Below are 14,939 nucleotides of genomic sequence, written 5' to 3' on the forward strand. Positions count from 1 at the left end.
CGCGGCGCGAAAGCGGTCGCGGCGAGGCAGGCCGCCTCTGGCGCGGGCGGCCCACCCCCCTCAGTCCAGGCTGGCGCTCATCTCCGGGCGCTCCAGCCGCAGCGTCTCCACCCGGCGCCTGCGCGCTCCCGCGATGGTCAGGTGCCACGCGGCGGCGGCCAGGCCCACGCAGAAGCAGCCCGCCCACAGCGCGGTGGCACCCACGTGGCCCAGCATCGCGCCTCCCAGCGCGGGGGCGACGCTGGACGCCAGGCCCCACATCATGTGGTACGCGCCCTGGTAGCTGCCGCGCAGCTCCGCCGGCGCCAGGTCCGCCACCACCGACGGCGCCACCGGCGAGTGGACGATTTCGCCCAAGGTCCACACCGCCACGGCGGCCATCGCGAGCGGCACGGTGGCCGGCAGCGCGTGCAGCCCGAAGCCCACGGCGGTGAGCACGCCCGCCACGGCCAGCGCGGTGGAGCGGCGCACCCGGCCCACGCCTCGCACGACGAAGGGCTGGAGCGCGACGATGAGCACGCCGTTGACGGACATCACCAGCCCGTACTGGGCGGGCGTCAGGCCCTGCTGGGTCAGCGTCAGCGGCAGGCTCATGAAGCTCTGGTGGAAGAGCAGGGCCAGCGCGAACACCGGCAGGCAGAAGGCCAGGTACACGCTGTCGCGGAAGGGCGTCAGCACCGCCCCCAGCGGGGTGTGGGACGCGTGCGCCGCCCGCGCCTCCGGGGGCCGCGTCTCCGGCACGAACGCCCAGACGCAGCAGCCGTAGAGGAACGTGGTCACCGCGTCCGCGATGAAGAGCAGCCGGTAGCCCAGCCCCGCGAGCAGGCCCGCCAGCGGCAGCGCGATGGCGAAGCCCAGGTTGATGACCCAGTAGAGCAACCCGTACGCGCGCGCCCGGTCCCGGGGCGCCACCAGGTCCGCCACCGCCGCGGACACCGCCGGCCGGTACAAGTCCCCCAGGATGCCCAAGAGGAACGCCGCCACCGCGATGCGTCCCGGCGTCTCCGAGTGGCCGATGAGCAGCATGGCCCCCGACCCCAGCCACAGGCCCCCCGCGAGCGTCAGCCGCCGGCCCACCCGGTCCGCGAGCATGCCCCCCAGGGGCGCCGCCAGCACCGCGCCCGCGCCGTTGAGCGCCACGATGAAGCCCGCCTGCTCCACGCTGAAGCCGCGCTCGCGCGTGAGGTACAGCGCCAGGAACGGCGCGACGAAGGACCCCAGCCGGTTCACGAAGGTGCCCACCCACAGGACCCAGTACGTCCGTGGCAGGCCACCCCCGCCCAGCGCTCTCAACACCGTGGCAACGGGATTCATGGCGTTTGCCCGACGGCCGTGGGGAGGTGGGACTGACCGCGGGCGCCCGCCAGCATGCGCCCACGCCCCACTCGTTTCCATGCGCCCTCTGGCCCGCGCGGGCGGTTGGAGCCGCAGGCATTCCAGCCGCCCGCGAAACGCGACTTCCCGGGCGCACCCTCATGGCGCTGGACATCGCTGGCGGGCTCCTCCAGGTTGCCGCGCCAATCCACACCCAGGAAGGCGGGACGCAAGGCGGGCATGGGGCAGGTCATCGGTCTTTTGGGGGTGTGCCTCGTCCTGGGCGTATTGGCGCGACGCAGCGGCCGGTTCCCGGAGGGGACGGCGCCCGCGTTCAACGTCTTCCTCCTCAACGTGTCGCTGCCGGCGCTGGTGCTGCGCGCCATGCACCGGCTGGAGTTCGCGCCCGGGCTGGTGGTGGCCGCCGCGGCGCCGTGGCTGCTCTTCGCCGGAGCGGTGCTCTTCATGCGCCTGCTCGGCCCCCGGCTGGGGCTGTCGCGTCAGTCGGTGGCGGCGCTCATCCTCACCGCGGGGCTGGGCAACACGGCCTTCGTGGGCCTGCCCATGGCCGCCGCGCTGTTGGGGCCCCAAGGCGTGCCGGTGGCGGTGGTGGCGGACCAACTGGGCTCGTTCCTGGTGCTGGCGACGCTCGCCACGCTGACGGCGGCGAGGGCCAGCGCCCGGTCGGAGCTGTCCGTGCGCACGCTCTTCCGCAAGGTGCTGGGGTTCGCCCCTTTCCAGGCGCTGGTGGTGGCGCTGCTCCTGCGCCCCTTCCCCTTCCCGGACTGGCTGGAGTCCGTGCTCCAGCGGCTGGGGGACCTGCTCACGCCGCTGGCGCTGTTCGTCGTGGGCTTCCAGCTGCGGCTGAAGGGGCTGTGGCCGCGCGCGCCGGCGCTCGCGCTGGGGCTGTCCTACAAGCTGGTGCTCGCGCCGCTGGCGGTGCTGGGGCTGCTGATGCTCATGCCCGGGCTGGCGCTGGTGGTGAGGCAGGCCACGGTGCTGCAAATCGCCATGGCGCCCATGGTGACGGCGGCCATCCTCGCGGCCGAGCACGACCTGGACCCGGACCTGGCGGTGCTGATGGTGGGCGTGGGCATTCCGCTGTCATTCGCCACCGCGCCGCTGCTCTTGTCCCTGGTGCACTGACGCCCGCCCGAGCAGCACGGGCGTCAGGGGTTCGTTTCAGGCGAGCGCCGTGGTCTCGAAGGAGAGCTCGACGCCGTTGGGCTTCACGCGCATCTGCGGGCGCGACAGCACATGGCAGTGCGGGCAATAGCCGTGGGCACCGGCTGGCGTGGCCCGGATGGAGACCGCGCCGCCACACATCATGCAGCCCTCGGGAAGATCGAAGTCCGCGAACCGCTCTCCGCTCTGGGTCTCGAAGTGGGTCATGCCATTGAGTTAACGCAGGATCTGCCCGACACAAGCAGACCGGCTCCCCTCCGCGAGGACCCGGTATGGCGCCTTGCCCCACCTTTCGGGCACAGAAGACGGCCCCTCAGGGCAGCCTGCAAAGGTTACCGGCCGAGCTCCGACTGCTCACCCGCCGACACCGCAACCTGTTGGGCGGCCTTGCGGACGCTGGCACGGGGATTTCATAGAGCTCCCTCGGACAGCAACGGGACGGGGGGCGCGGGATGGGTGCAGGGAACACAGTGAAGGTCATGTGCGACCGGAAGGGCTGGCGGGTGGAAGTGGCGCACGCGGGGGGCGTGCGGCGCTACCGGTACGGCAGCGAGTCGCAGGCGCGCTACTTCGCGGCGGTGTTCGAGCTGGGGCCCAGCGTGCTGCCTCCCAAGAACCATGCGCGAAGGCGGCAGGAGCCCCGCTTGGCTCTACCCAATGAGGTCTCTTTCGGAGAGGCTTGGCTGCATGAGTGATGCTCCCAAGCCCAAGCCCTTCATCCTCCCCAACCGGCAGCACGTCACCAAGGAGCCGGATCCGGGCGGCCGTTGGTCCGCGCAGTTCCCGGAAATGATTGGTTACTCCAGCCAGGGCGGCGGCAAGGTGCCGGCCGACTTCGGGTGGAACACCAACCCCAAGCAGTGGCAGGAAGAGCTGACGCCGCAGACGCTGGCGGAGCGCTTCGAGGAGCTGCGCATCCTGCCTCCGAAGAAGGACGCCCCCGCGCTGCCCGCGCCGGCCACGCCCGCGAAGCCCTGAGGCTCCAGGGGCGTCGTCCGCTTGTCCGCTTCCAGGGCCCGGAGGCACTCGGGCCCTGTCGAAGCGTGACTCGCTAGCTGAACGGCAGACTGGCCAGCCGCTCGCGGAAGCGGGCGAGCAGGTCGCGCGCGCCGGCCTCGTTGAGCCCCGCGGAGGCCTCCTGACGCCCCTTGCGCAGGAACGCGTCGAAGGGCGCCGAGCGTCCCGAGAGCGCGCCCGCCGCCGTCACCGCCTCCTCCAGGACGCGCGCCGCGCCCGGAGAGCCCAGCTCCAGGTGCATCTCCACCTGCTCCAGCCGGGTCCCGCTCGCGGCCCACACCGCGCGGTCGTGCACGGTGAGCCACGCGCGGGTCAGCTCCTCCATCGCCTCCTCCAGCAGCGCGAGGAAGGGCTCCACGAGCCCGGGCAGTACGTCCGGCCCCAGCTCGGGCCGCGTGCCCGCTTCGCGCAGCCGGCCTCGCGCCGCGACGATTTCGCGCTTGGTGGGCGTCTTCAGCGCGAGCGACGCGGGCAGGGACACGAACGCGGCCAGGCTCTCCTCGGCCTGTCTCGCGAGCGCGGGCCTCTGCGCGTCCGTGGCCTTCGCGGCGCGCTCCAGCCGGCCCTGCAGGGAGCGGCGCAGGTCGGCTGCGGCGCCGCGCAGGGCCACGCGCGCGCCCACCTGGTTCGCGTAGCCGGGCACCACGTCCTCGCGGCGCACGTCCGCGAAGGCCGCGGCGGTGAGGTACACGAGGTCGCCGATGCGGTTGCGGAAGTCCGCGCGCGACGCGGCCAGCTCCGACATCAGCGTCCAGCGGTCGCTCACCACCTCCGGCCGGCGCATCTGCACGCCCAGCTCCTGCAAGCGCCTGGACAGGCGCTCCGCGCTGGCGTGCAGCACGGCCTCCGCCTCCTGGGACAGGCGCTCGTCGGAGCTCGCGGGCGGCGGGGCCCAGCCGCCGTCGTTGGACGAGGCGGGGCGCGCGGGCGGCGGGAAGGCGTCGCGGATGGCGGCCACCAGCTTGTTGACGTCCGTCAGCGTCTCGCCGATGGCGGGCGCCATCGTCTCCCAGAGGGACAGGTCCGCGGCGTCGTCGGGTTCGGCGGTGGTGGGCTCGTACTTCACGATGCTCAGGTGCCCCAGCCGGTCGATGGCGATGGCGGCCGCCTGGTAGACCTTGCGCAGCCGCGTCGCGAAGTCGCGGTCCATCAAGGCTTCGAGCAGCGCATCCAGGCGGGGCGGCAGGGCATCCTGCGGGGGACGGTTCTTCGACACGGCCATGGCGCGCCACCCTAGCCCAGCCACCCCACGGATACGTCAACGGGGGGAGGTGGGGACCGGCTCCCCGCTTTCCGGCGTACAGTGGACAGACGGGGAGAAAACGCATGACAGGTGGCATCCAGCGCCGGCGATGGGTGGCCGGGGGGCTCGGGCTGTTGTTCGTGGGGGGAGGCCTGGCCTTCATGTCTTCCGGGCGGTGTCTGTCCGCCTGGATGTTCCAGGGCGTGGACGTGCGCGCGTGTCCGGATGGGGCGTTCCGCCAGACGGTGAGCCTGTCCGCCAGCGGGATCGCGCGCGGGGCCTCCAGCCGCGTGAGGGTCTCGGCGCAGGCGCACGGCATGGACGCGAAGGGCCACGAGCTGATGGCCTTCGTGGGCCGCGGCTCCGCGGCGCTGTTCCTGGTGGACGCGTCCGGCAAGGAGACGCCGCTGCCGCTGGACAAGGACGGCCGCTGGGAGCGTGAAGGTGGCGGTCCCATGTCCGCGCCGGTGACGCTGCCCGCGGTGCCGGATGGCGACTATCAACTGCGCGCGCGCGTCACCACGGCGCTGGGCACCGGCACGGTGGATGTGGCGCTGCCCCTGTACGCGCCCGCGCGGGTGCGCGTGCTGACGGACCGGCCCCTCTACGAGCCCGGGCACCGGGTGCGCTTCCGCGCGGTGGCGCTGCGCGCGAAGGACCTGTCGCCGCTCGACGGACGGCCGGGGACGTGGAAGGTGATGGACCCCTCCGGCGAGGTGGTGCTGGAGGAGCGCGCGCCCGCGGGCAACTGGGGCGTGGTGGCGGGGGACTTCCCGCTGGACCGGGGCGCGCCCACGGGCACGTGGACGGTGGCGTGGACGAGCGGTGGCGCCTCCGGTGACGCGGCCTTCACGGTGGAGCCCTTCACGCTGCCGCGCCTGCGGATGGAGGCGATGAGCCCCCGGCCCTTCTGGCGCGCCAATGACACGCCGGAGGTGACGGGGCAGGTGTCGTACGCGTCCGGCGCGCCGGTGGCGGACACGGACGTGACGCTGGCGTGGAGCCACGCGGGCGCATGGCCTCCTCCGACGGAGTGGCTCCAGGGCGGGCTGCCGACGAAGGCGCGCACGGATGCCGCCGGCCGCTTCCGCGTGACGCTGCCGCGCGTGCCCCAGGACCTGCGCGGCCAGGCCACGCTGAGCGCGAGCCTGGAGGCGAAGGACCCCACGGGCGAGCCGGTGCGCGGCGGCGTGTCGCTCCTCCTGTCCGAGGACGCGCTGGCCGTGACCTCCGTGACGGAGCTGGAGGACGGGCTGGTGGCGGGCTTCAGCAACCGCGTCTACCTGCGCGCCACCACCGCGTCGGGACAGGTGCTGCCGGGCGCGGAGGTGACGGTGACGCGCGCGTGGGACCCACGCGACCCGGGCGTGAGCGCGGTGGCGGACGAGGACGGCGTGGCCGCCTTCCAGTTGGATCCAGGCCCTGCGGTGAACGTGGTGGTGCCGCCGCTGCCGGTGCGCGTGCAGCCGCGTCCGCCGCCCGTGTCGCTCGTGTCGTCGCAGGACCTGCTGGGCGCGCAGGGAGGACAGGCGTCGCTGGAGGATCAGCTCGCGCTGGAGCGGCTGCTGCCCGCGCTGCACCCCTGCGCGCGCTTCGTCTCTCCGGCCCTTGGCGCGGCCATGGCGGAGTTCGTGGTGCGGGTGGGCGCGTCCGGACAAGTGCTGGACGTGGCCGGCGCGGAGGAGGGGCTGGAGGCGTGCATGGTGTCGGCGCTGCGCGCGAAGGGACTGCCGGCGCGCGCGGAGCGGATGCTCCAGCTGCGCTTCCAGGTCCAGGACCCGGGCCTGCCCTCCTTCCGCTGGAACACGCAGGCCGCCTTCGGGGACGAGCGGGGCGTGAGCGAGGGATTGACGGTCGCCGCGCTGGATGCGCGCTCGTGCCTGCCGCCCACGCTGGACCGCGCCGTCGCGGTGCCCGGCGTGCTGACGTGGCGGCGGTGGGCGGACAAGCCGGAGCTGGCGCTGTCCTGGGTGGCGGAGCCCACGAGCGAGGCCACGCCCCCTGCCGCCGCGGCGGCGCTGGCGTGCGTGAAGGAGCGCTTCGCGCGCATCCGCGTTCCGGCCTCGACGCAGGCGGAGCTGCTGGCGGGACGGCGGCGATCGGAGGCCATGGGCGTGGTGCGCTTCACCGCGCAGCCGAACTACGGCGGCAACGGCATGCCCCGTCCGCCCCAGGCCACCACGTTCCTGGGCTACGAGTTGAAGGTCCGCGCGAAGTGGGACGGCCAGGACATGGGGGAGACGAAGTTCGTGCTGCGCCCCGCGCGCCTGCCGCCGCTGCGCCTGCGCATGACGCCGGTGCTGGCGAAGGCGGGCGAGCCCGTGAAGGTGGAGCTCCTGCGCGGCCCCGGCTTCACGGGCGAGCTGCCCAAGACGCTGGAGCTGGTGGCGGGGCCGACGCGGCTCAAGGAGAAGCTGGACCCGGCCACGCGCTCCGCGCACTTCACGCTGCCCAAGGACTTCGAGGGCTGGGCGCAGGTGGAGGGCGTGGCGGCGACCGCGCGCGTGTACGTGGCGCCCCGCGCGGCGCTGACGGTGGAGGTGTCCCCGGACAAGCCCGCGTACGCGCCCGGGGAGCTGGCGCACCTCCAGGTCCACACGCGCGTGGACGGCAAGGACGGCGAGGCGGCGGTGGGCCTCTTCGGCGTGGACGAGACGCTGTCCCAACTGGCGCCGCTGCCGGGCGCCGACGCGCTGGACGGGCTGCGGCCCGCGCCCTCGGTGGCCACGCCGGCCTTCGGTGTGCTGGACGGCCAGGCGCTGGCCATGGGGCGCATCCGGGGCGCGAACGCGGCCGCGGCGGCGCTCCTGCGCGTGACAGCGGTGCCCACGCTGGAGGACGTGGAGACGCCCCTGTCGGTGAGCAGCACGAGCCCCTTCTCCCCCGACGCGGAGCTGACGGAGCCCTTCTACGCGGTGCTGACGGAGCTGCACGCGCGCACGCGCAAGTGGGAGGAGACCGCGCCCGAGGGTGAGACGTTGGACCCCGCGGGGCTCGCGCGGCTGTGGGCGGAGTCGCTGGCCGCGTGCGAGCAGCGCGGGCAGAAGGTGACGGATGCGTTCGGCCGCAAGCTGCGCCTGTCGCGGCTGCCGGAGGACCTGCTGGCCCTCACGGATCCGCGCGCGGTGGTGGTGAATGGAACGCGGTTGCCAGAGGACGTCGTGAACTGGGGCGCGTGGGTCGCCCGGGAGGCGCCATGAAGGAGCGCTCGTGGATGTCCGGGGCCGTGGGCCTCGGGGTGGGGTTCGTGCTGGGCGGGGTGATGATCGCGGTGGTGACGGGGGACCTGGTCCGCAAGACCATGGGCCAGTCCGCCGCCGCGCTCGCGGGCGACTCCATGGAGGTCGCCATGGCGCCAGGCTCCGACGGCTTGGAGCGCAAGGCGATGAAGAGCTTCGGGTCGGAGGAGTCCTACGACGACGAGGCCGTCGGCGCGCGGGGAGGCGGCGGGCCCGAACCCATGATGGCCGCCGCCGCGCCCGTGATGGAGATGGCGGCACCTCCAGAGCCGGAGATGGAGGAGGGGGGCGTCAGCAAGGACAAGGGAGGCACCGCCGCGCCCACCCGCGCGTGGTTCCCGGAGACGTTCCTCTTCGAGCCCCTGGTGGTGACGGACGCGAGCGGCGTGGCGACGGTGCCGGTGCGCGTGCCGGACCGGCTGACGCAGTGGCGGGTGCTGGCGCTCGCGCACTCCCGCTCTGGCGCGCAGGCGGGAGCGGTGACGTCCTTCGCGGGCACGCTGCCCACGTACGTGGATCCGGTGCTGCCGCCCTTCCTCCGCGCGGGCGACACGGTGCGCTTGCCGGTGCAGGTGGTGAACACCACCGACAAGGCCGTGGAGGCCGCGCTCAAGGTGGACGTGAAGGGCGCGCAGGTGGAGGCCGGCGCGCGCACGGTGCGGGTGCCCGCGCGCGGCAGCGTGGTGGAGTGGGTGACGGTGAAGGCCCAGGGCGCGGGGCCGGTGACGCTGCGCGCCTCGCTGGGGGACACGGACGCGGTGGTGCGCGACTTCGACGTGTGGGCCACCGGCCAGCCCGTGGTCCAGACGCGCGGCGGTTCGCTGGCGGCGCCGCGCACGCTGTCCCTGGTGGGCCCCGCGGACGCGCAGACCGGCAGCGAGCGGGTGCGCCTGCAGGTGTACCCGGGCGCGCTGGGCATGGTGCGCGCGGAGCTGGCGGCGGTGGAGCGCCGGCCGGTGGACGTGGCGGGGGACGCGTACGCGCTGCTGCTCGCGGGCCAGGCGCCGGCGCTCCTGAAGTCGCTGGGCGAGACGGCGGACCCCGCGGCGCTGAAGGCGCTGTCGCTGGTGGCGACGCAGCGGGTGCTGCGCGCGGCGCGGGCGCCGTCGGTGGAGGTGGCGACGCGGCTCGCGGAGGGCGCGCTGGCCCACCCGGACAACCCCGTGCTCGCGCGGCTGGGCGAGCGGCTGGTGGCGCAGGTGGCCCAGGCGCAGCGGCCGGACGGCACCTGCCAGGGCGGTGAGGGCTGGACGCTCCAGCGCCTGCTGGTGGCGACGGCGGACTGCGCCCGCACGGTGCGCGCGGCGCAGGGGACCCCGGAGGGCAAGCAGCGCGCGGCGGCCTTCACCGTGCGCGCGTCGGGCGTCTTCGAGCGCTACCTGCCGCAGGTGAAGGATGGCTATACGGCGGCGGTGCTGCTGGCGGAGGGCGCCGCGGAGGGCAGCGTGGCGGACGCGCTGCGCACCCGCGTGCGCGAGGCGCTGAAGTCCGGCGCGGACGGCACCGCGTGGCTGCCGGTGGAGCCGGACACGGTGCGCGCGGACGGGGAGGTGCCCTCGGAGGCGGAGGCCACGGCGATGGCGGTGCTCGCCCTCCAGGGCGATGCGAAGGCGCCGCTCGCGGACCTGGGCGCCTGGCTGCTCGCGCACTACACGCCGGGCCTGGGCTGGGGGGATGGGCAGGCCAACCGCGTGGGGCTGCGCGCGGCGCTGGCCCTCTTCAAGGATCCGTTGCCGGACCGGGTGCGCGTGACGGTGGCGCGCGACGGACAGGTCGTCACCGAGGGCACCTACGACACGAAGGCCTTGCGCGAGGTGCTGGCGCTGGAGGCCGCGGCGCCGGGCTCGGCGGGCACGCACGCGTGGACCGTGCGCGCGGAGCCCGCGGTGCCGGGGCTGGGCTTCTCCCTGGCGCTGTCCGCCGCGGTGCCGTGGAAGAGCGAGGTGAAGGGCGGCCTGCAACTGGCCGTGACGGGGCCGAAGGAGGCGCGCGTGGGACAACTGACGAACGTGCGCGTCCAGGTGGGTGCGCCGTCCTCGTTGCCGCTGCGCTTCCAGCAGGAGCTGCCCGCGGGCGTGCAGGTGGACCCCGCGAGCCTGGCCGCGCTCGTGGCGTCCGGACAGGTGATCTCCTGGGATGTGCAGGATGGGGCGTTGTCCCTGGACCTTTCTCCCAGGGAGCAGGGCGCGCCGGTGCAGGTGGAGTTCCGCGTGCTGCCCACGCTCGCCGGGACGTTGCAGGCGGGCGCGGCGCGACTGGGCGTGCCTGGCCGCCCGGACATCACCGCGTCGCTGCCGCCCACCACCTGGGCGGTGCGCTGACGTCCTCCGGCGCCGTGGGGTCATTCTCCACTCACGGCGCCGGTGCAGGTCCCTTCCGTCCGGCCTCCGGGGCGAGTGGAATGCGCGCCGGAAGCGCGGCAGGGGCCCGTCCCTCCGGGCGCCCCCCGCCCGGTGCAATCGCTGCCCGCGTGCGTACACTTCAGGGTGCACGGTGGAAATGCATCGCGCGTGGCAGCGAGGAAATCGGATGGAGCTTGAAGGCTCCGAACAGGAGGAACTGACCCACGCCCTCCTGGGCGCGTTCACCTCGGTGGAGGAGCTCCACCGGATGGTCGAGGTGAAATGCGGCCGCAGCCTGGTGCCCCCCGTCGAGCGGGAGGGGGCGGCGCGGGCCCGGGCGCTCGTGCGCACCGCGGAGGCGGAGGGGTGGACGGACGTGCTGGTGCGCGGCGCGCACGCGGCGGCGCCGGGCCATCCTCGCATCCGCCGCTTCCTGCAGAGCTACCTGTCCTCCGTGCAGCGCAGCGTGTCCGGCAGCGCCCTGATGCGCATCGTCCAGCAGTCCAGGCTGGCGCTGACGCCGCAGGTCTGGCGCGACCGGTTGACCACGCTGTCGCGGCGCGTGTGCCGCGTGGAGCTGGAGGGCGGCCGCGCGCTGGGCACGGGCTTCCTGGTGGCGCCGGACATCGTCCTGACGAACTCGCACGTCATCGAGCACCGGCTATTGGAGGCGCTGCGCGTGCGCTTCGACTTGAAGGTGCTGCCGGACCGAATCGCGGTGCATCCCGGCCGGGTGTTCGCGGTGACAGCGTGCCTGGCGCAGAGCCCGCACAGCCCGGCGGACCTGATGCACCCGCGCCCGCGCGAGGCCACGCGCGACGAGCTGGACTACGCCTTCCTGCAGATTCAGGACGCCCCCGGCGAGGACCGGCTGGGCGACCGGCCGCGCGGTTTCATCCCGCTGGCCCCGTCGTCGCCCACGGCGTTCGAGACGGGCGCGTTGGCGCTCGTGGTGCAGCACCCGAAGGGCCGGCCCATGCAGGTGGCGCTGGACACGTTCCAGACGGTCAACCGCTCCCAGACGCGAGTCACCTACTGCACCAACACGCACCCGGGCTCGTCCGGTTCGCCGTGCTTCACGCCGGACCTGGAGCTGGTCGCGCTGCACCACAGCGGAGACCCGCGCCCCGGCCACGAGTCCGCCGAGGACGACGAGGGCATCCCCCTGGACACCATCCGCTCGAGCCTGTCCGGGAGCGTGCTGCGCCGCCTGGGCTGGGAGTGATGCGGCCGGGCCGCGGTCTTCCAGAACCTGTCCGACAGTCGGACAGGTTCGTGCGCCGCACCGCCGACAGCGCGCTGGGAAGCGAGGTTGCTACACCCCTGTGACGGGTCTTCGGATCCGCGCGCGTGGACGCGCATGCGAGCGCGAGGGAGGGGACTGCTATCGTCCCCGCGCATGAGCCTTCCCGCTCGAAGCCCCATGGCCGCGAAGGTCCTGCTCTCCACGGCCGTGACACTGACGTGCGCCATGCTCTGCCTGGGGCCCATGCTCGCGGGCGCGGCGCCGCGCTTCGGCCTCGCGGGCCTGTCCTCCAACAACGAGGTGCGCCTGCGCACGTCCGCCGCCCACCTGGAGACGGTGCTGCGCGTGGACCTGCTGCCCACGTCCACGGACGTGTCTCCGGACGCACCGCGCGACGCGGGCGCGGAGGCCACGCGGGTGACGGTGCTGGTGGATCCGCTGCTCGCGGCGGACGGCACGCAGGTGCCGGTGACGGTGCGCGTGAGCCCGACGGAGGGCGCGGCGGAGGTGCCCATCACAGTGGAGCGGCCGGTAACAGTGACGCTGTCCGCGGACCTGCCCGCGCCCGGTGACTTCCACGGCCGTGTGGTGCTCCTGGGTGACGGCGTGCGGGAGGTCACCCCGCTCGTCGTGCAGCGCGCGGCGGTGGCGCCCACGGTGCAGTTCTATCCGGTGGCCCCCGCGCGCGGCTGGACGCTGGGGCCCTTCTCCGGCAAGGCCACGGTGCGGCTGTCCTTCCGGGAGACGGCGGGCGTGGGCGGCGCGGTGGGGCCCGCGGCGGTGGTGCAACTGGACCGCAGGGCGGGCGGCACGGGAGACGGCGCGGCGCCCGTGCAGGCGCAGGACGCGAAGTGGTTCTTCCGTGGACCGGATGGCCAGCCACAGGGCCCGGGGAAGGAAGGCGTCCTCCAGGTGCCCGCCTACGGCACCGGCCTCTTGAGCCTGGACGTGGACGACCTGCCGGAGTCCGGCGAGTACACCGGCACGGTGCGGCTGCTCGTGCCGGAGGGCGCGGCGGTGGAGCAGGCCTTCACCGTCTGGGTGAAGACGCCCGCGATGTTTGGCGCGTTCCTCATCTTCCTGGGCGTGGTGACGTCCGCGGCGGTGCGCTTCTACGTGCAGCGCGTGCGCCCGCGCGTGAACCTGCGCAGTCGCGCGGAGGCCGCGCGCCAGAAGCTCCAGTCCCTGGTGCCCGCCCGTCCGCTGGAGCGCGAGGCCACCGTGGCCGCGTCGCTGCGCCGCCAGGTGGACGCGCTCCTCGCGGACATCCAGCGGCCGTTGAGCGGGCTCGTCGTGCAGGACTCCGTGCTCGCCCTCTTCGAGGCGCGCCTCCAGTTGTTCTCCCTCTGGTCCGTGCTCCTGCGGCAGTTGGAGGGGCTCAAGGGCGTGGCGCTGCTGGACGCGGAGCGCAAGCTCAAGGCGGTGGAGACGCTGCTCCAGAATGATCAGGCCACGTCCGCGGACTTCAGCGAGCAGGTGCAGATGCTGCGCACGCTCGACCTGGAGGCGGTGGCCCGCGCGGTGCTGGAGGCGCGGCTGTCGGAGCTGGAGCAGCAGTCGCGGACGCTGTCCTCCCAGCGCGGGGATGATCCCGTGAGCCGCCGGCTCCAGGGCGAGCTGCCCCTGTACGTGCTGCGTGCGCGTCAGCAGTTGCCAGGGCCCGACCTGGAGGCGTCGCGCCGGCTGGTGGAGACCGCGCGCGAGGCGTTCCTCGAAATCCTCCTGACGGACCTGGAGGACGCCCTCACTTCGAAGGAGCTGCCCGGCGGCTTCACGCAGGAGGAGTGGGCGGCGCTGCGCCTGCGCGTGGGCGAACAACTGGCCCGTGCGCGGGCCCGCATGTCCGCCAGCGTGGACGAGGCCTACCTCTACTACCAGTCCGCGCACGCGCTGTACCTGCGCGAGCTGGTGGACAACCTGGAGGAGGCGCTGACGCAGCTCCAGGCCCAGTCCGGTGGCGGCCTGAACACCCTGACGGACTGGCGCACGGCGGTGGACGCGCGGCTGGCAACGGCACGCGAGCACCTGGACAAGGGCGAAGCGAACCTGGCCTCGGCGGAGTACCGCGCCGCCCGCGAGGACTTCGCGCGCCACGTCACGCTCCCGCCGCCGCCGGTGTCCATGGGCGGCCGGCTGGCCCTGGAGTCCGTTCCCTCCGCCGTGACGCTGGACCCCTTCTCACAGCCGGCCTTGGAGTCACCACCACCGCCGCAGCCATCGCCGCTGCCCGGCGGACCCGCCACCGGAAACCTCTCCCCGCTGCCGCCGTCGTCCACGAAGGCGAGCACCGACGTGCTGGTGAACCTGGATTGGATTCCCCTGCCTCGCTCGCGCGACCTGTGGAAGGTGGAGCTCGCGGTGCTGGGGATGATGTCCATCATCGCGGTGCTGCTGGGGCTCCAGGTGCTGGACGTCTTCGCGCCCACGTGGGGCGGCTCCGGCGCATGGATGACCGCGTTCCTCTGGGGCTTCGGCCTGCATCAGGTGGGCAACGCCACCTTCGACGGCCTGTGGGGCATGGTGTCGCGGCTGGAGAAGTAGCGTCAGGCCTTCCTGCCACGGATGGCGCGCGCGGCCAGCTTGTCCACCAGCGCGGGCGCCACCAGCTTGAGCACCTGTCCCACGCGGCCGGTGAGCGTCATCACCAGCTCCCGGTCGCGGCGCTCCATGGCGCGCAGGATGAGGGCCACGCAGGTGTCCACGTCCATGGTGGGGCCCGCCTCGTCGCGAGGGCTCTGCCCCAGCGGCCGGCCCTCAGGGCCCAGCGCGTGCGCGCGGATGTCCGTGGCCACGAAGCCCGGCGACACCACGAGCACGTCCGTGCCGGTGCCCAACAGTTCGATGCGCAGCGAATCGAAGAAGCCCTGCATGGCGTGCTTGCTGCCGGCGTAGCCGGTGCGCATGGGCACGCCCGTCTTGCCCGTGAGCGACGACACGGCGACGAGCAGTCCCTTGCGCGCCTTGATGTACGGCAGCGCGTGGAAGGTGCAGTGCACCGCGCCCAGGTAGTTGATGCGCATGAGGCGCTCGTAGAGGCCCAGGTCCTTCACGTCCTCGAAGCGCGAGTGCATGGTGATGCCCGCGTTGTTGACGAGCACGTCCACGCCGCCGAACGCCTCCACCGTGCGCTCCACCAGCAGCCGGCATGCCTCCGGGTCACCCACGTCGGTGGGCACCCCCAGCGCCTTGCCACCCGCGGCCTCGCACTTCGCCTTCACGCGCTCCAGCGCCTGGGCGTCCCGCGCCGCCAGCGCCACGTTCGCGCCCCGGCCGGCCAGGGCCACCGCCAGCGCCTCGCCGATGCCCGCGGACGCACCCGTGACAATCACGGTCTTTCCTTGCATGGGCTGCTT

11 protein-coding genes are annotated in these 14,939 nt (G+C 73.8%); 7 read left to right on the forward strand and 4 right to left on the reverse strand.

The features are described from left to right. Positions 1-60 precede the first annotated feature (60 nt). Positions 61-1,314, reverse strand: a complete 1,254-nt coding sequence (locus ACX114_RS03555) for an MDR family MFS transporter (RefSeq protein ID WP_459294708.1) — start codon at positions 1,312-1,314, stop codon at positions 61-63. 240 nt (positions 1,315-1,554) lie between these two features. Between ACX114_RS03555 and ACX114_RS03560 the strand changes: the two genes are divergently transcribed. Continuing rightward, on the forward strand, positions 1,555-2,460 hold the full coding sequence (locus ACX114_RS03560) for an AEC family transporter (protein ID WP_459294710.1): 906 nt from the start codon (positions 1,555-1,557) through the stop codon (positions 2,458-2,460). 36 nt (positions 2,461-2,496) lie between these two features. Here the strand turns inward: ACX114_RS03560 and ACX114_RS03565 are convergent, their stop codons facing one another. Next, entirely contained in the window at positions 2,497-2,706 is a 210-nt protein-coding gene (locus tag ACX114_RS03565; protein WP_120550221.1) for a hypothetical protein, read from the reverse strand. Between the two features lie 272 nt (positions 2,707-2,978). Between ACX114_RS03565 and ACX114_RS03570 the strand changes: the two genes are divergently transcribed. Together ACX114_RS03570 and ACX114_RS03575 are read left to right on the forward strand one after the other, a co-directional pair. Then, on the forward strand, positions 2,979-3,194 hold the full coding sequence (locus ACX114_RS03570) for a hypothetical protein (RefSeq protein ID WP_459294713.1): 216 nt from the start codon (positions 2,979-2,981) through the stop codon (positions 3,192-3,194). Further along, positions 3,187-3,477 carry a hypothetical protein gene (locus tag ACX114_RS03575; RefSeq protein ID WP_120562321.1) on the forward strand — a complete coding sequence of 97 codons (291 nt, stop codon included), beginning with the start codon at positions 3,187-3,189 and terminating at the stop codon, positions 3,475-3,477. Before ACX114_RS03570 ends, ACX114_RS03575 begins: the two co-directional genes overlap by 8 nt. Positions 3,478-3,550: 73 nt before the next feature. On the opposite strand, the gene ACX114_RS03580 is transcribed toward ACX114_RS03575, so the two are convergent. Continuing rightward, positions 3,551-4,738 carry a hypothetical protein gene (locus tag ACX114_RS03580; protein ID WP_459294715.1) on the reverse strand — a complete coding sequence of 396 codons (1,188 nt, stop codon included), beginning with the start codon at positions 4,736-4,738 and terminating at the stop codon, positions 3,551-3,553. 104 nt (positions 4,739-4,842) lie between these two features. Between ACX114_RS03580 and ACX114_RS03585 the strand changes: the two genes are divergently transcribed. The 4 genes from ACX114_RS03585 to ACX114_RS03600 all read left to right on the forward strand — a co-directional run bounded on the left by ACX114_RS03585 (position 4,843) and on the right by ACX114_RS03600 (position 14,127). Next, a complete protein-coding gene (locus ACX114_RS03585; protein ID WP_459294717.1) occupies positions 4,843-7,959 on the forward strand; it encodes an MG2 domain-containing protein in 3,117 nt (1,038 codons plus the stop codon). Beyond that, on the forward strand, positions 7,956-10,319 hold the full coding sequence (locus ACX114_RS03590; RefSeq protein ID WP_459294719.1) for an alpha-2-macroglobulin family protein: 2,364 nt from the start codon (positions 7,956-7,958) through the stop codon (positions 10,317-10,319). The genes ACX114_RS03585 and ACX114_RS03590 overlap by 4 nt, the downstream gene beginning before the upstream one ends. A 208-nt stretch (positions 10,320-10,527) precedes the next feature. After that, on the forward strand, positions 10,528-11,565 hold the full coding sequence (locus ACX114_RS03595; protein ID WP_459294721.1) for a trypsin-like peptidase domain-containing protein: 1,038 nt from the start codon (positions 10,528-10,530) through the stop codon (positions 11,563-11,565). A gap of 198 nt (positions 11,566-11,763) precedes the next feature. Then, complete coding sequence (locus ACX114_RS03600) at positions 11,764-14,127, forward strand: hypothetical protein (protein ID WP_459294723.1); 2,364 nt, start codon at positions 11,764-11,766, stop codon at positions 14,125-14,127. 2 nt (positions 14,128-14,129) lie between these two features. On the opposite strand, the gene ACX114_RS03605 is transcribed toward ACX114_RS03600, so the two are convergent. Next, positions 14,130-14,930 carry an SDR family oxidoreductase gene (locus ACX114_RS03605; RefSeq protein WP_459294725.1) on the reverse strand — a complete coding sequence of 267 codons (801 nt, stop codon included), beginning with the start codon at positions 14,928-14,930 and terminating at the stop codon, positions 14,130-14,132. Positions 14,931-14,939: the final 9 nt, after the last annotated feature.

Source organism: Corallococcus sp. M7, assembly GCF_054512695.1.